This is a genomic window from Paenibacillus sp. sgz302190 (genome assembly GCF_059820445.1).
This window is the reverse complement of the sequence record NZ_JBZYAO010000015.1, coordinates 75,906-94,096: the sequence shown is the minus strand read 5'-3', so window position 1 is coordinate 94,096 and position 18,191 is coordinate 75,906. Positions and strand designations below refer to the sequence as shown.

The following is an 18,191-nucleotide window of genomic DNA, read 5'->3' as shown; positions in this document are numbered from 1 at the left end:
GAAGGGGATGCGCAAGTATATGGATAATTATACTATAGTAAATAAAAGTTAACTGGGCGAGAAGGTAGGGTCCGATGGATAATTTGCACTTTTTTAAAAGTGTCGTGCGTTCCGATTCAATCACTGAGTCTCTGGAGCATTTGCAGAGATTTTCCAAGTACTTGCTGGGCAGCGAGCAAATATGCATTTTTCTTTTTGACAAGAGACGCGGGGTCGAGCATATGGATTCTTATACCAGAAATATTCCCGCAAACAAACTGTCCGGATTGATCAAAGCTTCGAGAAAGACGAATTTGTTCTACGCCGTTCCTGAGGGCAGCGATGTCATTACGGCAATCCCCGCCCAGACGGCCGGAATCGAGTATGGCGCGCTGTTCGCGTTCAGGCTCCAATGCGACGGTTACGTCGGAACGTTGGCTTTTTGCTTCGACGAAAGAACGCAGCCTTCGGAAGACGCCCTCGGCGTATGCAACCTGATCCGTCTGCACATGGAACATTTGATCGATAAAATTCATTTCCGCAAGCAGCTGCATCATTACACCAAATACGAAGGCCTGTTCAACATGCTCAAGATCAAAGACGAGTTCACTTTCGACCATTCTTATAATGTAGCGTTTTATGCCTCGCTGCTGGCTTCGAGGATCGGGCTGCCCGCACCCGCCATCGAACAGATCAAAATCGCCTCGCTGCTTCACGATATCGGGAAAATTATGATCCCGGACAATATTTTGCTGAAGCCTTCGCCATTGAGCGAGGACGAAAAGCAATTCGTCAAGCGTCATCCCTTGCTCGGCTGCAAGCTGCTGAAAGCTTTTCCGGACTCCGACGCCGCCATGCCTGTAGTCAGATGGCATCATGAACGGATGGACGGAAGGGGCTACCCGGACGGGCTGCAAGCGGACGAAATTCCTCTGCAGGTGCGCATCGTCACAATCGCCGACGCATTCGACGCGATGACCTCCAATCGCGTATACCGGCCTTCCTTGCGCATCAATGAAGTCAAGGAACAAATGCGGCAAAATGCGGGCACGCAGTTCGATCCTGTATTAGTCGACGAATTCCTGAAAGCATTGACCGATCAAAGCAAGCTGAGGCTGCTCCAGCAGTGAGAGTAAGCGGGAGCGCCATCCGCAGCAAAGGGCCGAGCGGGCTGTTGAAGCAGCCGCAAGGCCCTTTTTTCGGCTTGTCCAGGCAGGCATTCCATGAAAATACTGAAAATAGCTGAATCGAAGGAACGCAGTACCGTGGAAGCCGGGCCGAATCATGAGAAGCGTCGAATGCTTGCATGGATCCGTTTGCTTCCCCGCTTCCCGTTATTTAAAAAAGCTTTTTGGAATAATAAACCCATCGAGGGATACCAACTGGTTTAATGGATTGCTATGTAGTGACCTTTCCGTGCCAAACTCATTATCCAAATAGCTCATCTTGAACATATCCCGAATCAATTTGGATTTTTGCGAAGAAGTGCTTTGAGCTACACCGAAATATTGACAGATATCCTGGGCAGTCACATAAGGGAGAAAGCTTTTGTCGAACAAGAAATTGACAGTTCCTATTGCATGAATAATTCCCGCCGCCCAGACTTCCAGCTTGCCCGACATAAAGGGAACCGTGCGCTTGCGCCCAAGCTTTTCCACCATTTTAGTAGACAATTGCTCGTACTCTTCATCCAAATATTCTTGACAAAAGCTCTTCACCAATTGGAGCAATCGCTCCTTCTTTTCGAGCATTTTCGGGTCTTTCATTGAAATACTCCCTCCTTTTACTAGAGTTTATCATAGTTCACTAGCCGCTTCCTAGCATGTTGGAATAGTACAGGTTTACACCCTGGATTAGGGGAGTGATTGCATCCCCCATGCCAGAGTCGATGCCTATAATCTGCCTGACGGGTACGAAAAAAGCCTGCAAAAATACATGAATTCGCGCCCTCGATGCGCTGGCCTCGCGCAATTCCTGCAATTGTGCAGGCTTTTCGCCGGCACCTGGGCTCAACATGCATGTTTGTTAAAAATTCCTGCACATTTGCAGGCTTTTCACCTAAATGAGCCGTTATCGCAGAAAATTCCTGCACTTTCGCAGGTTTTTCCATTTATTCAGTATATTTATTTTGGAAGGGCTCTATATACTATTCATTGCTCTTTTAACGTGTATGCTATAATCAAACAAAGACAACCAAGCGAGGTGAAGCTGATGAAATGGGGAGAAATTACTGGGTTGCACCCAGGTCGTTTTGTATTAGTGGAAGCGATCAAAGCAAGCACCAATAACCGAATGCGTCAGTTGGAGGATATGGCGGTTATTCAGGATTACGACAATCCGCAAGAAGCGTGGAGCGGGTACAAGCATTTTCACAAGCTGTATCCGACACGCGAACTGTACGTATTCCACACCAGCCGAAGTGATGTAGAGGTTGTTGAAGAGTTTTTCTCAGGTGTACGGCAACGGTAATGAAGATACAACTCCAGTATGGCTTGCCTATTGTCTCCTTGACCTTAACTCACAACAATCAATCGATTATTTTACCGAACGTCTTATTCGATACCGGATGTGCCGCAACGGTGTTTGATACCGATGTACTTACTCGGATTGGCATTTACATTGACTTTATAAACGGAAGAGCAAAGCGAATGTATGGAGTAGGGGAACAAGTGAAATTTGCTATGAACAGATCATCCCTGAGCTTCAAATTGAACATTTTGCTTTAAACGATTTTCCTATCCAACTCGGATCCATACAAGAGTCTTACGGTTTTGACGGCATACTGGGCATTGATTTTATGATAAGAGCCAAATGTAAAGCCGACTTTGAAACAATGGAAATTACGTTTGCAGATTAAAACAAGCAATGTCCTATATGTTGGGATAGGTATTTTTACTAAATGAATTTAACAAAAATAGCCCCTTCTCCGTTTGTGGAGAAAGGGGCTCACCGTACTGCAATCAATCCTGGGGTTTGTTGAACGTTGAAATATTGTTATGCGCCAGCCGGCCGCAGGCGGCCGCTACGAGCCCGCATACGAGATCGTCCACGAACGTATTGCACTTGCCGCCTGTATGGTCGCTGTCGAGTTCTTTAATGATGCCGATTTTGGCTTTATCCAAATAGCCGAAGTTCGTAAGCGCGATCGTGCCGTACATGAGCGGGATCGCTGTCGCGATCGATTCATCCACGCCAAACAGCCCTTCATCGGTGCCGACGATATGGTTGTACTGCTTGTTGAATTCGCCCTGCTCCACGGCCGTGTCGATTTTGATGGCCAACTGCACCGTATGGAACGTCTGCTGCTTGCGCAAAACGGCCAGCACATGATGCTCGCAAATTTTGCGGTCCAAGTCGGGGGTGTACGGCCGCTGCAGCATATCGACGATATCCACGAGATCGTCAAGCTTCACTCCGCGCGATGCCAGCAGCGCCAGGTTGCGCTGAGTGTAGTCCTCTTTTACATTCTCGGAAATGACTACGCTGGCCGTAGAGGCGACGAGGGCGCAAATCCCTTTGGACAAAAACGATTTCGGCCTTTTATTCGGAAAAAAGAACCGGAATTTGCAATCCACGAAACCGAACAACGAACTCGCCCCGCTGCCGTACATGCCGCAGATGGACATCGCAATCGTCCGGTGAAGGTTATAGGCAGGGTCTTTCATGCTGGCGAGCAGCTCGGGATCATGCTTCACTTTCTTGTCCAGCTCCAGCAGCGTCGTCATAACATTGTACGTTTCCGTCTTGCCGAGCACACCCAGCAAAGTTTCGGCGATCAGCTCGTAAGGAATTTTTTTGATGCCTTTCACTTCAACCAATAAACGGGCTACCGCCGTTTCAATATCCGCCTGCGGGAAATGGTGGAAAACTTCTTCCCTCATTTCTTTCAGGACGAGCGATTTTTCTTTCAGAAAAGATCTCATGACTGAATGCCTCCGTTTCTACGCCGTTTCTGGTTGAATGCGGCGCCCGCTCCCGCGAGCAAAGCCGCCGACTACCATCGTATACCCATTCGCTTCCGAAAACTCGCATTCCTCTAATTCGCTATATATAGGATACGGTCCGCACCCGGCTCCAGCTGCCTGATCCGGCCCTCCGCTTCCAGCAGCACAAGATGCGCGATCGTCTCCGACAGCGCGAAGCGCAGCTGGTGCACGGTCAGCCGGTCGCCGAAGGAGGCGCGACAGACGTCATAGGCGCTGAGCGCCTCGCGCAAGTACCCTTCCATGAGTGCAAGCCGCTCATGATGATGGCGCACGAGCTCCGCTGCGCGGGCGCCAAAATCGGACCAAGGCTCCCGGTGCCCCGGGTAAGCCGTTGTCACCCGCAGCCTGCCGATCTCCTGCAGGCTGGAGAGGTACGCGCCGAGCGGATTGTCTTCCACCTCCGGAAGGAAGCTGACGTTCGGCGATATTTGCGGCAGGACGTGGTCGCCGCAAAAGATCGCCTCCGCCTCGGCGTCGTAGAAGCACAGATGACCCGCGGCATGGCCGGGGGTCTCGATCGCTTCATACGCCCGGTCCCCGAGGCGCACGGGTCCTTCCCGCAGCAGCGTCACCTGCGGCTGCGGCGACACCATCGGGACGAAGCTGGCCATGTGCTTCGTCATCTCTTCCAGCCCGGCGGCGGGCAAACCGTGCCGGGCGAACAAATCGAGCAGCAGCGCCGACATCGGCTGCTCGCCCTGCCACAGGAGCTGTACCTGCCGCCAGCCGGCCTCCGAGAGGAGGACCGGCGCGCCCGTGCGCTCCTGGAACCAGCCGGCCATCCCGTAATGGTCGGGATGGTGATGAGTGAGCACGATCTGCTCGACGTGCTCGAACGCGATCCCGCGCTCCTGCAGCACCGCGTGCCAGAGCGCCTCCGCATCCGGGGTGCGCAGCCCCGGATCGATGAGCGTCCAGCCGGCTTCGCCGCGGACGAGGTAGCTGTTCACCCAGCGCAGCGGGAAAGGCAGCGGAACTTTGACTTGAACGATGTAGTCGTTGCAATCGATAGCTGTTTTCATTCTTGACTCCTTATCCTTCCCGATGTCCGACAAAAATCATGCGGCTGGATTGCTCCGTACTGTAAGGCTGGCCGTCGTAACCGCCGTAGACATGATCGATATGCAGCCCCGCCCGGCCCAGCATCGCTTCAAACTCGCTGCGGCCGTACAGCTTCACCTGTTCCAAATAGCGGCGATCCGGCTTGCCTTCCTCGGAAATGACGATCCGCTTGCGGACGTATCCGTCTTCAATGGCCCGGGTTTCTCGAATCGTAAGCCCCTCTTCCGTCCGTTCCGACAGGGGAACGAGATTGGCCTGCACATGCTCAGGATTGAGGTAATCGACGATGAACTTGCCGTCCGGCCGCAGCAGGCGGCGCATTTCGTGAAAAACCCGCTCGTTTTGCTCCATTTCTTCAAAATATCCGAAAGAAGTAAACAAATTCACAACCGCATCAAAGCTGCGGTCCAGCGGCACCTCCCGCATATCGCCGCGCAGCCATTCCACCTGCTTGCCGCTGTCCTGCTTCACGGCTTCGGCCAGCAGCACTTCCGACAAATCGACGCCCGTCACCTGATAACCGAATTCGGCCAAAGCCATCGAATGGCGCCCCATGCCGCAGCACAAATCCAGCACCTGAGCCCCCCGGCCCAAATGGAGCCAGTCCATCATTTTCTTCACTTCATGGTATGCACCTTGCAAATCTCTGTGCTTATAAACGACTAAATAATCATTCCCAAAACTTTCCTGATACCAAACCATTGCCCCTCACACCTCTGTCTGCAAAAAAATAAAATTTTCCGGGCCGCATGCCATGCCGCCAACGATCAGCAATCAGCCGAATTTTTCATTCAATTGGCTTAAGCCTTCCAGCACTTCTTCCTTGCTCAAATTGCCCGCAAGCAAAACGTCTTCCTCCGCAAGCAGCAGACGCTCATAAAACAACCGGGCCCGCTCCATAAAGAGCTCATCCCCGGGGTGATCCTCCATATAATGAAACAGCACATCTTCCGCCTTGGAAAATCGCCCGTTCTCATCATAATATTCAAACAGCAGCAGCTTCACCTCCGCCGGCAGGTGCAAGCGTGTCAACCGTTCGAGCGCCTGCTCAATGCGGGGAGCGGCCTCTTTGCGAATATCGGCCTGATCCTCCTCGTCCAATCGGTCCAGCATCAGCAGCAGCTCCAGCGATTTCAGATGATACCCGTACGCTTCTTCAGGCTGCTTGTCCGCTTGATGGAGGTCGCCCTGCTCCCTGAACAAATCCGCGACGATCAGCGCTTTGCCCGAATCTAGATTGCCCTGATACGTCAAAAAATCCAAAATGTCCTTGCAGGACAAAGACTGCAGGGAATGGACATTCAACCCCAGCAAATGCCTGCTGGCTTCTTCCAGCAGCCGCTGCGCCTCGCCAAACTGATGCTGCTCCTTATGAAACAAAATGCGGTTCAGCGTAACGGTCAACTGCTCAATTTGCCGCATAAAATAGTCGCGCCTGAACATCGAAGCCGTCTCCTTTCCGGCAAAAATACCTCTTTTCAGCTTACCACGGCTCAGGATGAAACTCAAAAGCGGAGAACGCCCATTTTTGCCGATTGACAGCACCATTGATTGCGGCTCTTCATAAACTATTTTGACTGTATCCCTATACCTTGTATTTCCCAATACCCGAGCAAGGAGGGGTGACACACATCCATGAGCAGCGACCACAAAAACAAGTTTCTACTCACCAACCGCGAACGCGAAGTCTTTGAACTCTTAGTGCAGGACAAAACTACGAAAGATATTGCGCAGCAGCTCTTCATCAGCGAAAAGACCGTGCGTAATCATATTTCCAACGTCATGCAGAAGTTGAACGTAAAGGGTCGTTCACAAGCGGTTGTAGAACTGATCAAGCTTGGGGAATTAAAGATCTGATCCCGGTCAGCGAACGGATCCATGTAAGCCTTCGATGCTTCTTACCCAGGAGCGATTCGAGGGCTTTTTATGTGGAGAAAAAAGCAATCGTGCAAAGGATCCTTTCTCCACAAACGGAGAAGGGACTATTTTTGTTCTTGACCTATACCTTGGGCGTGGGATAATAAAAATAGGAATTTTACCCAAAAATTTTACAGCATAGAGGGGTGGATTATGAGGAAATTTATCGTAATCGTAATCTTGGGCATGATTTTGGTCTATTTGTTGTCGTATGGGAAATCTCTGTTGGACAAGAAGGCGCATGACGCTAATGGCATGCTGAAGCTGTCGTATTGGCAATACAGGGAAGGCGATTCGCCTGCGGGCGAAGACGGCAAACCGCTCTGGTCCGATCCGTCCGGGTATGATGGAGAGGGATGGAGCCCGATAAAGCGGGTGCAGCGGTTTGAAAAGAGCGCCGATCCCGGGATGTATTGGATAAAAACGAAGCTGCCCGAACAAACTTGGCGGGACGCCGGGCTTTATTTGATCATTTACGGAAATTATGAGGTTTTTTTGGACAAGTCCTTGATATACAGCTTCGGAACGATCCGTCCTTCAGGGAAAGTAGCTTACGCGGGAACTCCGAACCGGCTGATCCCCCTTCCGCCGGACAGCGCGGGCAAAACGCTGCTAATCCGCGTCCAGGCTACGAGGGATCGCATCGGAGTGGCTGGAGAAGCGACAATCAGCGAACGGAGCGAACAGATTTTGCTGCTTGTCAAAAAAGAAGCGTTAGCGGCGCTGCTTTCCTTCTTATACGGAACAGCGGGTATCGTCGCCTTGTTGATGTACAAAAAATCCCGAGGAGAGCCGGCTATGTTTGCCTTCGGATGGTTCGCCCTCTGCCTGAGCATCTACTTGTTTGCCCGGCTAGATATTAAAGATTTTTTTGTTGATGCCCCTCTATTGTGGAGCTGGGTTGAAATGACTTCTCTTTATGCGGGTACCGGGGGTTTTATTTGCTTAGTCAGCCATACGGCGGGGGCGGGCCATTATTTCGTTCTGCGGCGCTTATGGCAGGCAAGTCTGCTGTATGCTTTCGGCGCGGCGGTTTTATCCGGAATCGGAGTCATTCCTGTCCAATCGACGCTGGCCCCGTTTCAACTATTCATGATCGCCTCCGCGCTCATTACTTTCGGGGTTGTTTTCTTGCAGGCAATGAAAAACCGCGCGCAAGCCCAGCTTGTTCTAGCCGCGATTGCCATCGTAACCGCATGCGCGCTTCATGACGTCGCGTCGTTTTTATTTGTGCTGCACAGTCCGTTTACTTTGCTGCATGCGGGTATGCTTGCTATGCTTATTATTTTGTTTGTCGTTTTGCGGTTCCGGTTGACCGACACGTTTCGGGCGTACAAGCGGCAGATTGAGCGCAGCAACGAAGCGCGTTCCCGGTACGATAAGTTAAAGGACAGCTTTTTGACGGTTGCATCCCGTGATTTGCAGACGCCTCTAAGCGGCATTGTCGGGATCGCCCAGTCTTTGCTGGATGATGCAAGCGGAAATGCCCGCAGGAGCTTGGAGCTGATCGTATCCAACGGCAAAAAGCTGAACAGGCTGGTGGACGACATTCTCGATTGGAACAGCTTGAAAAATGAGCGGATTGTTTTGCAGGATCGGGTTTTCCCGCTCAGATCCGCCGTGGACAACGCCGTGCTGCTGCTCCGCCCGCTGCAAAAGCCTTCGGTCTCTTTGATCCGGGAAATTCCGGATATGCTGATTTGTGCGGACGAGAGTAAAATGCAGCAAATTATCATTTATTTGCTCGGCATTGCGCTCAAACTTACGGAACAGGGCTGCGTCAAAATTTCCGCCGTTCAGAAACCGGATGTTTTGCAAATCAGCATCGAAGATACGAGCGATGGGATTCCGGAAGAACAGCTTGACATGATTTTTGAAGAGTTTTATCAAATCCTGTCTCTTGATACTGCGGGGCACCCAGGCCAAGGCTTCGGCCTCCCGATCGCCAAAAAATGGATTGAATTCATGGGCGGGACGATAACCATCCGCTCTGTTCCCGACGCAGGCTCCCAACTTATTTGCGAGCTGCCCGTTCCGGTTTTGGATGGCGGTTTGCAGCATGAAGTAGCGGCAGCGGCCGAAGAGGAAGAAGCGGCGTTCTATCCCGAGATTCACCCGGAAACAGCGACGATCCTCGTTGTGGAGGATGAGGAAGCGGACCGGCATGTCATCCGGAATTATTTAAACAAGCTGCCCCAGTGGAGGCTGGTTTTTGCCGCAAATGCCGAAGAAGCGCTGGAAATGGCGCATAAGGTTTACCCGGATCTAATTTTGCTTGATGTGCTGCTGTCGGACAAGGACGGCTACGAGCTGTGCAAAATGCTGCGCCAGTCGCCGCCGGTAGACGATTTGAAAATCATCCTGTTGACGGCAAAGGGGGCCGATGACGAACAAAAAGGGTATGATGCGGGAGCGGACGAATATCTTGCCAAGCCGATTGACCGCTTCGAATTAATCAACCGGATCAATGCTCATATCCAGTCCAGATGGTTTTTGCGCAAAGAAAGACAGCAGTTTTTTACAGACAGGCAGCTCGAGTTTTTGCGGCTGGCTTTCGAATTCAAGGAGGAGAACAAGGAAAAGCTTGCCGATAAGCTGTATGTAAAGTACGAAACGATTAAAAAAGATGTCAGGAAGATCAATCAATATTTCGCTTCCCGTTCTTTTTCGGAAGCGGCCGTACAAGCCAAGCGCAGAAACATCATTTGACCGCGCCCTGAACAAGAAGAGCCCGCGCTCGAACCGGAAGGTTCCGAGGCGGGCTTTTGTTCGCTCAAGCGGCGCCATCCCCCCGAAGCAGCCTTCTCCCTGTTCTTCCCGGAGCGCGCCTCTCCAGGCGAGCATCGCGCCGCTGCTTTGCCGCTCCTTTCGGCCGGTGATGGGCCAGGCCCGCTTGATATCACCGCTTTTGTTATGGGGGGGATCGAAATTCCCCCCGGCAAAAAGTGCGGGGGAACACACGTATACTGTCCGGTATTGGGCATCTCCGGTATAAAGGTGTTAGGTTCATCGAACCCAAACCATACCAACGGAGGAATGCTTCATGAAATTATGGAAAATTGTTTTAACTTTGGTTTTAGCGGTAACAGTCATCTTACCTTCCCAAGCGTTCGGCGCCTCCTCGACTTACAGCGGAGTTAGCGGGAAAAGATGGGTGCAGGAATTCCCCGGGTCCAGCAGTGTCAACGATTTGAGCAGCGGCTTCAAACCGAAGGCCGAAAAGTTCATTAAAGCAATGAAAGACGCAGGCATCACAGTTACGGTGAACGCTACTTTAAGGCCTAAAGAGCGCGCCTATTTGATGCACTATTCGTACAAAATCAGCAAAGGGCTGATCAGTCCGAAAGATGTCCCTGCCATGACCGGAGTCAACATCAAGTGGGTACACCCCGACGATGACAAAAGCTACACAAAATCGAAAAAAGGCGCAACGGAAATGGTCAACGCTTACGGCATTGTAGCGGCCCCTGCGCTTGACTCCGATCATATTCGCGGCAATGCGATCGATATGAACTCCCCGGTTACGAAATCGACTTCGATCAAAAAAGCGGACGGCACTTCCGTTACGATCAAAACGTATGCGGATCTCGTTGCAGTCGGCAAAACGTACGGCGTCTATCATCTGATGCCGATCGATAAAGACCCGGTCCATTGGTCCAGCGAAGCAAACTGAATAAGCGTCAAGCTTTTAAAACCGCCGGTACATCCGGCGGTTTTGTCATGCCCGGAGGGCGTTTGCGGCGCTGCATGGCGGGCAGGCATGAGACTTGAATGGCAGGCCGAGCCGATGGAGAAACCTGCGAAAACCCTATGACGCCGTGGACGTCTACTACGTTCTATTTGCGTATAAAGTGCAGGCTGCCCGGGAACCCACACGCCAGAGCTGACCGAACCATTTGCCTAGTTGCGCGAAGAAAAACCTGCAAAAGTACAGTTTTTGCACGACGGATGCGCTGGCCACGACAATTTCCTGCAATTGTGCAGGCTTTTCGCTTTGAACAGGGGCTCAGGTTCATTTTCATCGAAAATTCCTGCACAATCGCAGGCTTTTCGCCAAAATGAGCCATTCGCATGAAAAAAACCTGCACTTTTGCAGGTTTTCCCTCTGCCAGACCGCCTTCCTTGCTCCACAACCCGTGCAGGAGAGGCACGGCATGGAGAGAGCGTCTGTCCCCCCGCTGGTTCCTCTAACCCTTCATTTTTTCAGTAATCTGATTTTCCAGGTTTTTTGTACGTGTATAGAGATGTGCAGAGAGGGCGGTTTTCTCCCGCTGACAATAAACTTTGTCCCTGCTTGGACAAAAAGTAGTTATAAATCGGACAAAGCCCCGTATACATAGTAGTACCGGAAAGCAGAGTACAGGTTAGACGCGAGGGAAGAGGCAGTTGCAAAACTGCGTACCATTAAAGGAGGAAACAAGCATATGAAACATCAAAATTGGATTCGTTCAGCCGCTATCGCGGGGGTGATTGCCTTGCTGACTACGGGGTGCTCGATTTGGGGCTCCGGGCAAAAAGGCGACATCGATGCTCCTCCGCAAGCCGGTGCGGAGACAGACGCCAAGACAACCTCGTCAGCGGTAACGATCGATATGGCGGCGGACAATTCGTCGCAAATGACGGTTTATGTGAAGGACGCGAAAGGGTTTGTCGCGCCTGTAAGTCTGGGATTGCCGAAGACGCAGTCCGTAGCCCGCACAACGCTGGAGTACATGGTCGACGGAGGCCCGGTTGCGAGCTTGCTTCCTTCGGGATTTCAGGCGCTGCTTCCGAAAGGTACCAAGGTGCTCGGAGTTAATGTGCAGGCGGAGAAGAAGCAGGCTGTGGTAGACTTTTCCAAGGAGTTTTTGAATTATGACCAGCAGAATGAGCGCAAAATTTTGGAAGCAATCACGTGGACGCTTACCGGATTTCCGACGGTTGAAAAAGTGCAGCTTCGCGTGGACGGCAAAGAACTGAAAGAAATGCCGAAAGGCAAAACGCCGCTGGATACGCCGATGTCGCGTCTGATGGGCATCAACATCGAGAAGGCGGGGGATGCCGACTTCGGCCAGGCGACTCCGGTTACGCTGTATTTCATGAATCAAAACGATCAAAATTACAAATATTATGTACCTGTTACTCGCCTTGTCAAAAGAACCGACGATGTCGCCAAAGCGGTTGTCGACCAGCTGATCAAAGGGCCGGATCAGAAAAAAGGCTTGACCGCGGTCATGAACGCGACGACCGAAGTGAAGAGCGTAACGAAATCCGACGGGCTGATTACAGTCGATTTCTCCAACAAGCTGCTCGGTACGGATCAAAAAGCTTCCGCAGACGCGCTGCAGTCGGTGATCCTTTCGCTCACGGAAAATACGGGCGCCAGCAAGGTGCAAATCAAAGTGGACGGCGCCGTAAAAATTACGTCGACCGACAATCAAAACTACAGTAAACCCGTATCACGCCCAGCACATGTAAATCCGGTGAAGCTGTAGGCTGACCGGCTCACGACCTCTACGCGGCCGCTTGTTCGAAGGGCGACTGCGCTAGAGGTCTTCTCGATTACGAAATTCAAAAAAATGTAACTTTCCACATTTAAATGGAAATAAAACGGAAAATTGTTGGGAAAATCCCCTATTTTTTTTACAAAAGCGCTGCACTACATTACAATGATGCATATGGAAGAAGAGCTTCCTACCGGAAGCCCACAGGAGGAGAACTGCATGATGAGAATCAATGGAAGAACAAATGACGAATTACGGCCAATGAAAATAACCCCTCACTATAACAAACATGCGGAAGGGTCGGTGCTGATCGAGGTAGGAGATACCAAAGTCATCTGCACGGCGACCATCGAGGAGCGCGTCCCTCCTTTTATGAAAGGGCAGGGCAAAGGCTGGGTGACGGCGGAATATTCCATGCTGCCGCGGGCTACGCAGGTGCGCAATCAGCGCGAAGCCGCCAAAGGCAAGCTGGGCGGAAGGACGATGGAAATTCAACGGCTTATCGGCCGCGCGCTGCGTTCCGTCGTTAACCTGGAGGCGCTTGGCGAACGCTCGATCACGCTGGATTGCGACGTCATCCAGGCGGACGGCGGCACGCGGACGACGTCCATTACGGGGGCGTTCGTGGCGATGGCTTTTGCGATCAATAAGCTGGCAACGGATAAGCATTTGGCAAAGTTCCCGATCAACGACTTTCTGGCGTCCGTCAGCGTCGGCGTCATCGGCAGCGCGTCCCGTCTGGATCTCAACTATGAAGAGGACTCCCAGGCGAAGGTGGATATGAACGTCGTGATGACCGGGCAGGGCAAATTCGTGGAAATTCAGGGAACCGGCGAAGAGGCGCCGTTTTCGCGTCAAGAGCTGGATGAGCTGCTCGCACTGGCGGAGTCCGGCATTCGGACGATGATCGAGGAGCAGCGCAGGGTGCTCGGACCGATCAGCGATCGCATACGAGGGGTGCAACATGCAGCTGCAGAGTAAATTTGTCGTTATCGCAACGCGCAACGAAGGAAAAGTCAAGGAGTTTGCCGAGCTGTTCGGGCAAAAAGGGTACAAAGTCCGCAGCTTGGCCGATTACACGGATTTGCCGGACATCGTGGAGAGCGGCTCCACGTTCGCGGAAAATGCGCGCATCAAAGCACAGGTCATATCCGCGCATTTGCATGTGCCTGTGCTGGCGGACGACTCCGGCCTGTGCGTAGCCGCTCTCGGCGGAGCGCCGGGGGTGTACTCCGCCCGGTTCGCCGGCGAGGATGCCGCGGACGCCGACAACAACGCCAAGCTGCTGCGGGAGCTTGGCGCCATTCCTCCGGCGGACAAGCCCGCCGCCCAAAGCGGGCATCCGGAGCTGCTCAGCGAAGCTGCCTTCGTCTGCGCCCTGGCGCTGATCGATCCGGTCGGCAACGAGCTCGTTGAAGCCGAAGCGAGCTGTGACGGCTATATGATCGGCGAGCCCAGGGGCAGCGGCGGTTTCGGCTACGATCCGCTGTTTTACATTCCCGCTCTCGGCAAGACGATGGCGGAGCTGACGATCGAAGAAAAAAACCGGATGAGCCACAGAGCCAAGGCGCTTCGCATCTTTTTGGACAAGCTTTCCGCGAATTAGGAAAAAACAATAACAAACCTGCTTATCCGTTCTAAGGATTTAAGCAGGTTTTTCGCTTCTTCCGCCGGCCGATCAGCGGATCGATATTTTGTAAGTGCGCAGCCAGGTGTCCACTTGCGCCAAATAGGCGAAAAGCTGCGGACCGGTCATCAGCTGGCCGAACCAAGGGATATTGAAGTCCGTCGATTCGGATCTCGCCAGGTCACGGATTTTTTTCACGTCGATAAACGGCAAAATCGGGGACGAAGTATCGTCGAGGATGTCGAGCACCCAATTTCTTACCGCCGCCAAATAGTTCGGGTTGTGCGTTTTCGGATAAGGGCTCTTTTTGCGGGTGAGCACGTCATCGGGGAGAACGCCTTTGAGCGCTTTGCGCAAAATGCCTTTTTCCCGGTCTCCGGCCGTTTTAATTTCCCAGGGAATATTCCATACGTATTCGACCAGCCGGTGATCGCAGAACGGCACCCGCACTTCCAGCCCGACGGCCATGCTCATGCGGTCTTTGCGGTCCAGCAAAGTCGGCATGAAGCGGGTGATGTTCAAATAGGACATTTCCCGCATCCGGTTTTGCCGCTGCGTTTCTCCGGCGAGCCGCGGCACTTCGGCCAAAGCTTGCTGGTAACGGCTGCTTACGTATTCCGCAGGCTTGATCCAATCGACCAGATCCGGGGCGAGCAGATCGACGCGATTGGCCAGCTTGAGCGACCAGGGGAAAGTGCCGGCCTCCAGCGCTTCATCCCGGTGAAACCAGGGGTAGCCGCCGAAAATTTCGTCCGCAGCTTCGCCGGATATGGCGACTGTCGCTTCTTTTTTGATTTCGCGGCAAAACAAATACAGCGAACCGTCGACATCGGCCATCCCCGGCGTATCGCGAGCAAAGACGGCGGTTTTCAGCGATTCGACGAGCTCGGGAGTGTCGAATTCGATGGCGTGGTGCACGGTGCCCAAATGTTCAACCATTCTTTTGATCCACGGGGCATCCGCATTCGGCTGAAAGACACTCTCTTTAAAATGTTTGTCATTATCGACATAATCTACCGAAAAAGTGTGCAGGGCGCCTTTTCCGCTCTCCTTATAGCGGCCGGCGGCCAAAGCGGTCAGCGCGCTGGAATCGAGCCCGCCGGACAGCAGCGTGCAAATCGGCACGTCCGACACGAGCTGGCGTTCCGCGGTATCTTTCAGTAGCTCGCGGATGCGGAGCGCCGTCGCATCGACATCGTCCGGATGCGGCTGGCTTTCCAGCTTCCAGTAGGCCCGTATGGACAAGCCGTTGCGGTCAAACACGGCGCAGTGTCCGGGCTTCAGCTCCGCCATGCCCCGGTAAATGCCGTGTCCCGGCGTGCGGGCAGGGCCTACGGCGAATATTTCCGCCAAGCCTTCGGCGCCGACCTCCGCTTTAAAATCGGGGTGAGCCAATATCGCTTTGGGCTCCGACCCGAACAGCAGAACTTCGTTCTGATGAGAATAAAAAAGCGGCTTTACGCCGAGCCGGTCTCTGACCAAGTATAGGGTCTGTTCCTGATCGTTCCAGGCGGCGAAGGCAAAAATGCCGTTGAGCCGGTCGACGCAAGCCCGCCCCCATTCGATAAAGGAAACTAGCAGCACTTCCGTATCGCAAGTGGTGTGAAAGACGTGGCCGCGGGCCTTGAGCTCTTGCGTCAGCTCCGGAGCGTTGTACAGCTCCCCGTTATATACGATCGTGTACGTGTAGTCGCCTTGTTTCCGAATCATCGGCTGGGCTCCGTTTTCCGGGTCCATGACGCTGAGTCGGCGGTGGCCAAGCGCGCAATGCTGCGAGATCCATGTGCCGGAAGCATCCGGTCCGCGCAGGTTCATGGTTTCCGTCATATTTTCTAGAATGGACGGGTATTGAGTCAGGTCTTTCCGCCAATCGATCCATCCCGTGATTCCGCACATAGACGTTCATCCCTTTCCTTAAGAGAGCATGATGATAAAGGGTATGCGTACGGCATTTGGAAAATGTCTGTCCCCCGGGAGGCGCCCCGGCATTTCGGCAGTTTTGTATTTTATTACAAGGACTGTTACAATAAATAAAATCAAACTAGTTACTAAACGATAAAGGTGATGACCGATGAAAAAGAAACATTCCAAAGCCCAGATCGATTATTTGGCAGCGAGAGAACATTTTCTGCAAATCAGCAAGCAAGCCGATAAACGCATTGCCCAGCTGAAGGAGCAAGGCAAAGAAGTCGGACAAGCGGAAATGGAAGAAATTGTGGAGCGCGTCGGATTGCATCGGGCGTACAACGATTTGACGCATGCCGAGAACGTTCTGATCAACTGGACGCATACGGCCATTAAAAGCGAACCGACGTTCGTCAGCAAGCGCGCTGAATTTGAAGAGCTTTACGAAAACATCAAAACGAACGCAGAGGCGAGAGGCGCTATTTTGAATCTGGCGATGCGTTTAAATTTAGAGCTTGCGTGAGACTCTATAGAGGCAGTGCCATTATTTCTTCAGGAGGCGAATGCTCATGGATAGCCATTTCATCAGCAAGCTGCACGACAAGCAGAGAAAAGCCGAGAAGAATTTAAGGACTCAAGGCCACAAACGGCCCGGCGACAAATTGCCGAACCGCAAGCACTGACGTCTGATGGCACCACCAAGAGCCTGTCGGGATATGTTCCCGGCGGGCTTTTGCACCTGCTCTTCAATAACCTGATAGTTACAGCATACTTGAGCGGCCGCGGACCCATACTATAGTTGTAATTACTCAATTCGTCGGGAGGCAGGCCATCATGAGCAAAAGGAAAAGCATGAACTCCAAAATGCAAAGCGCGGCAGACCATTCCAAACAGTCCGAGCGGATTCAAGAAAACCTGAACTCGACCGAGCCCGGTCATCATCCGCCAAACAGACCGTCCGTATAAGCGTACGGAGATCCAGAAGAGCCGCAACCGAACGGGTTGGCGGTTTTTTTCGTGAATGCGAAAGCGCTGCCAAGTAAAATTTAGTTGTCCGCCTCCGCACTATACGGTAAGATGGGTAGTAGAATTTCAGCTAGACTTGAAAATTTCATAACGGAAATGGGTGTTTGTCCGATATTCGTCATGAGCTGTTCGCTTATGCGGTCACCGGCAAGCTTAAAAGGGAAGTCCGGTTCAAAGCCGGCGCGGTCCCGCCACTGTAAACAGGAGAGTCGCAGCAACAAAGCCACTGATTGCACAGCCGATCGGGAAGGCCGCTGCAGACGATGACACTGAAGCCAGGAGACCTGCCTATTTGCACAGCACTGTTAGGTACCTACGGGAGATAGGGAAGGTGTGAGATGAGCTATCGGCAATTCATGAGGATAGGCGTCTTTCCCTTTTTGGTTAAAGGGGAGGGCGCTTTTTTAGATTTGCGCCTAAATGGCGGACGCAGCCGCGCGTGACGCGAAGTGACCTGGCCTGGCCGGATGCGGCCGATTGTTCCCAGCGCGCCTCTCCCGCGCAGGTTTGCTGGGCTGGCTAGTAAGTGTAAAAGCCCCTCCATGCCGTTGGGCGGCGGAGGTACCCGCGCAGGTTTGCTGGGTTGGCTAGCAAGTGTAAAAGCCCCTCCATGCCGTTGGGCGGCGGAGGTACCCGCGCAGGTTTGCTGGGTTGGCTAGCAAGTGTAAAAGCCCCTCCATGCCGCTGGGCGGCGGCACCCACGCAGGTTTGCTGGGCTGGTTAACAAGGGGGTACGAAATGGCCGGGTATGGAGAAAACCTGCGAAAGTGCAGTTTTTTTCTATGAAAATAGTTCATTTTGGCGAAAAAGCCTGCGAAAGTGCAGGAATTTTCGATTAAAACGGTTCTTAGTTTGCGTATCCACCGAAAAGCCTGCACTTTTGCAGGAATTTTTCGCTGCCAGCGTATCGGCGAGCAAAAGGATGTACTTTTGCAGGCTTTTTCGGGTTGCCGATGACATACCAGCCCTAGAGGGCGCGTTTTTCAACGTTTAAGCTTTTTTTGTGCATGTGAACATTTAGTCGGTTTCCGCGGCCAACCGGATTGCGGAATTTTTAAATGCGGAAAAGAAGGTTGACAACTTGCAGCAAGTTATTGATAATCAATAGTAATTATTACTATTAAAATCGAGACAAACAGTTGTGATTGCAACGGGCAATTGCGGCGCATCCGCATCTCCCGGGCGCTCGTACCGGATCCTGAGCTG

17 protein-coding genes and 1 riboswitch are annotated in these 18,191 nt (G+C 52.5%); of the genes, 11 read left to right on the top strand and 6 right to left on the bottom strand.

Annotation, left to right across the window (positions count from 1 at the left end; translation table 11 throughout):
• Window positions 1-74: 74 nt before the first annotated feature.
• Window positions 75-1,109: an HD domain-containing phosphohydrolase gene (locus AC6RNO_RS18025; RefSeq protein WP_497106254.1), complete on the top strand. Its 1,035-nt coding sequence runs from the start codon at window positions 75-77 to the stop codon at window positions 1,107-1,109.
• A 204-nt stretch (window positions 1,110-1,313) separates the two neighbouring features.
• On the opposite strand, the gene AC6RNO_RS18020 is transcribed toward AC6RNO_RS18025, so the two are convergent.
• Window positions 1,314-1,745, bottom strand: coding sequence for a DUF6398 domain-containing protein (locus tag AC6RNO_RS18020; protein WP_474680597.1), 432 nt, complete (start codon window positions 1,743-1,745; stop codon window positions 1,314-1,316).
• Window positions 1,746-2,190: 445 nt separating this feature from the next.
• On the opposite strand from AC6RNO_RS18020, the gene AC6RNO_RS18015 reads away from it, so the two are divergent.
• The gene (locus AC6RNO_RS18015; RefSeq protein WP_497106253.1) at window positions 2,191-2,448 is read left to right on the top strand and encodes a hypothetical protein; all 258 of its coding nucleotides are present in this window, start codon (window positions 2,191-2,193) and stop codon (window positions 2,446-2,448) included.
• Window positions 2,449-2,939: 491 nt separating this feature from the next.
• On the opposite strand, the gene AC6RNO_RS18010 is transcribed toward AC6RNO_RS18015, so the two are convergent.
• From AC6RNO_RS18010 to AC6RNO_RS17995, 4 genes are all read right to left on the bottom strand, one after another.
• A complete protein-coding gene (locus AC6RNO_RS18010; protein WP_474680595.1) occupies window positions 2,940-3,902 on the bottom strand; it encodes a phosphatidylglycerophosphatase A family protein in 963 nt (320 codons plus the stop codon).
• 113 nt (window positions 3,903-4,015) lie between these two features.
• Window positions 4,016-4,987 (bottom strand): MBL fold metallo-hydrolase, encoded by a 972-nt coding sequence (locus tag AC6RNO_RS18005; protein WP_497106252.1) that lies wholly within the window; start codon window positions 4,985-4,987, stop codon window positions 4,016-4,018.
• Window positions 4,988-4,997: 10 nt separating this feature from the next.
• Window positions 4,998-5,729, bottom strand: a complete 732-nt coding sequence (locus tag AC6RNO_RS18000) for a class I SAM-dependent methyltransferase (RefSeq protein ID WP_488434679.1) — start codon at window positions 5,727-5,729, stop codon at window positions 4,998-5,000.
• 72 nt (window positions 5,730-5,801) lie between these two features.
• The gene (locus AC6RNO_RS17995) at window positions 5,802-6,575 is read right to left on the bottom strand and encodes a DUF6483 family protein (protein ID WP_497106251.1); all 774 of its coding nucleotides are present in this window, start codon (window positions 6,573-6,575) and stop codon (window positions 5,802-5,804) included.
• Window positions 6,576-6,662: 87 nt separating this feature from the next.
• Between AC6RNO_RS17995 and AC6RNO_RS17990 the strand changes: the two genes are divergently transcribed.
• The 6 genes from AC6RNO_RS17990 to AC6RNO_RS17965 all read left to right on the top strand — a co-directional run bounded on the left by AC6RNO_RS17990 (window position 6,663) and on the right by AC6RNO_RS17965 (window position 14,033).
• Window positions 6,663-6,884 (top strand): helix-turn-helix domain-containing protein, encoded by a 222-nt coding sequence (locus AC6RNO_RS17990; RefSeq protein WP_488434677.1) that lies wholly within the window; start codon window positions 6,663-6,665, stop codon window positions 6,882-6,884.
• A 213-nt stretch (window positions 6,885-7,097) separates the two neighbouring features.
• The gene (locus tag AC6RNO_RS17985; RefSeq protein ID WP_497106250.1) at window positions 7,098-9,653 is read left to right on the top strand and encodes a response regulator; all 2,556 of its coding nucleotides are present in this window, start codon (window positions 7,098-7,100) and stop codon (window positions 9,651-9,653) included.
• Window positions 9,654-9,987: 334 nt separating this feature from the next.
• Complete coding sequence (locus tag AC6RNO_RS17980; RefSeq protein ID WP_474680474.1) at window positions 9,988-10,617, top strand: hypothetical protein; 630 nt, start codon at window positions 9,988-9,990, stop codon at window positions 10,615-10,617.
• A 751-nt stretch (window positions 10,618-11,368) separates the two neighbouring features.
• Complete coding sequence (locus AC6RNO_RS17975) at window positions 11,369-12,418, top strand: GerMN domain-containing protein (protein ID WP_497106249.1); 1,050 nt, start codon at window positions 11,369-11,371, stop codon at window positions 12,416-12,418.
• Between the two features lie 228 nt (window positions 12,419-12,646).
• The gene (rph, locus tag AC6RNO_RS17970; protein ID WP_474680472.1) at window positions 12,647-13,408 is read left to right on the top strand and encodes a ribonuclease PH; all 762 of its coding nucleotides are present in this window, start codon (window positions 12,647-12,649) and stop codon (window positions 13,406-13,408) included.
• Complete coding sequence (locus tag AC6RNO_RS17965) at window positions 13,392-14,033, top strand: XTP/dITP diphosphatase (RefSeq protein ID WP_474680471.1); 642 nt, start codon at window positions 13,392-13,394, stop codon at window positions 14,031-14,033. The genes rph and AC6RNO_RS17965 overlap by 17 nt, the downstream gene beginning before the upstream one ends.
• Window positions 14,034-14,105: 72 nt before the next feature.
• Here the strand turns inward: AC6RNO_RS17965 and asnB are convergent, their stop codons facing one another.
• The gene (asnB, locus tag AC6RNO_RS17960; RefSeq protein ID WP_474680470.1) at window positions 14,106-15,950 is read right to left on the bottom strand and encodes an asparagine synthase (glutamine-hydrolyzing); all 1,845 of its coding nucleotides are present in this window, start codon (window positions 15,948-15,950) and stop codon (window positions 14,106-14,108) included.
• A gap of 175 nt (window positions 15,951-16,125) precedes the next feature.
• On the opposite strand from asnB, the gene AC6RNO_RS17955 reads away from it, so the two are divergent.
• The 3 genes from AC6RNO_RS17955 to AC6RNO_RS17945 all read left to right on the top strand — a co-directional run bounded on the left by AC6RNO_RS17955 (window position 16,126) and on the right by AC6RNO_RS17945 (window position 16,925).
• A complete protein-coding gene (locus tag AC6RNO_RS17955) occupies window positions 16,126-16,482 on the top strand; it encodes a hypothetical protein (RefSeq protein ID WP_474680469.1) in 357 nt (118 codons plus the stop codon).
• Window positions 16,483-16,528: 46 nt separating this feature from the next.
• Window positions 16,529-16,642, top strand: a complete 114-nt coding sequence (locus AC6RNO_RS17950; protein ID WP_474680468.1) for a DUF4023 family protein — start codon at window positions 16,529-16,531, stop codon at window positions 16,640-16,642.
• A gap of 151 nt (window positions 16,643-16,793) precedes the next feature.
• Entirely contained in the window at window positions 16,794-16,925 is a 132-nt protein-coding gene (locus AC6RNO_RS17945; protein ID WP_474680467.1) for a hypothetical protein, read from the top strand.
• 166 nt (window positions 16,926-17,091) lie between these two features.
• Window positions 17,092-17,291, top strand: a riboswitch (cobalamin riboswitch).
• The last annotated feature ends 900 nt before the right edge of the window (window positions 17,292-18,191 follow it).

What these genes read in the sequence shown, in the direction of transcription:
- AC6RNO_RS17955 (WP_474680469.1), top strand. Translation starts at nt 16,126, where the DNA reads ATGAAAAAGAAACATTCCAAAGCCCAGATCGATTATTTGGCAGCGAGA.
- asnB (WP_474680470.1), bottom strand. Translation starts at nt 15,950, where the DNA reads ATGTGCGGAATCACGGGATGGATCGATTGGCGGAAAGACCTGACTCAA.
- AC6RNO_RS17980 (WP_474680474.1), top strand. Translation starts at nt 9,988, where the DNA reads ATGAAATTATGGAAAATTGTTTTAACTTTGGTTTTAGCGGTAACAGTC.
- AC6RNO_RS18005 (WP_497106252.1), bottom strand. Translation starts at nt 4,987, where the DNA reads ATGAAAACAGCTATCGATTGCAACGACTACATCGTTCAAGTCAAAGTT.
- rph (WP_474680472.1), top strand. Translation starts at nt 12,647, where the DNA reads ATGATGAGAATCAATGGAAGAACAAATGACGAATTACGGCCAATGAAA.
- AC6RNO_RS17995 (WP_497106251.1), bottom strand. Translation starts at nt 6,575, where the DNA reads ATGGTGCTGTCAATCGGCAAAAATGGGCGTTCTCCGCTTTTGAGTTTC.
- AC6RNO_RS18025 (WP_497106254.1), top strand. Translation starts at nt 75, where the DNA reads ATGGATAATTTGCACTTTTTTAAAAGTGTCGTGCGTTCCGATTCAATC.
- AC6RNO_RS17975 (WP_497106249.1), top strand. Translation starts at nt 11,369, where the DNA reads ATGAAACATCAAAATTGGATTCGTTCAGCCGCTATCGCGGGGGTGATT.
- AC6RNO_RS17945 (WP_474680467.1), top strand. Translation starts at nt 16,794, where the DNA reads ATGAGCAAAAGGAAAAGCATGAACTCCAAAATGCAAAGCGCGGCAGAC.
- AC6RNO_RS18000 (WP_488434679.1), bottom strand. Translation starts at nt 5,729, where the DNA reads ATGGTTTGGTATCAGGAAAGTTTTGGGAATGATTATTTAGTCGTTTAT.
- AC6RNO_RS17965 (WP_474680471.1), top strand. Translation starts at nt 13,392, where the DNA reads ATGCAGCTGCAGAGTAAATTTGTCGTTATCGCAACGCGCAACGAAGGA.
- AC6RNO_RS17950 (WP_474680468.1), top strand. Translation starts at nt 16,529, where the DNA reads ATGGATAGCCATTTCATCAGCAAGCTGCACGACAAGCAGAGAAAAGCC.
- AC6RNO_RS18020 (WP_474680597.1), bottom strand. Translation starts at nt 1,745, where the DNA reads ATGAAAGACCCGAAAATGCTCGAAAAGAAGGAGCGATTGCTCCAATTG.
- AC6RNO_RS17985 (WP_497106250.1), top strand. Translation starts at nt 7,098, where the DNA reads ATGAGGAAATTTATCGTAATCGTAATCTTGGGCATGATTTTGGTCTAT.
- AC6RNO_RS18015 (WP_497106253.1), top strand. Translation starts at nt 2,191, where the DNA reads ATGAAATGGGGAGAAATTACTGGGTTGCACCCAGGTCGTTTTGTATTA.
- AC6RNO_RS17990 (WP_488434677.1), top strand. Translation starts at nt 6,663, where the DNA reads ATGAGCAGCGACCACAAAAACAAGTTTCTACTCACCAACCGCGAACGC.
- AC6RNO_RS18010 (WP_474680595.1), bottom strand. Translation starts at nt 3,902, where the DNA reads ATGAGATCTTTTCTGAAAGAAAAATCGCTCGTCCTGAAAGAAATGAGG.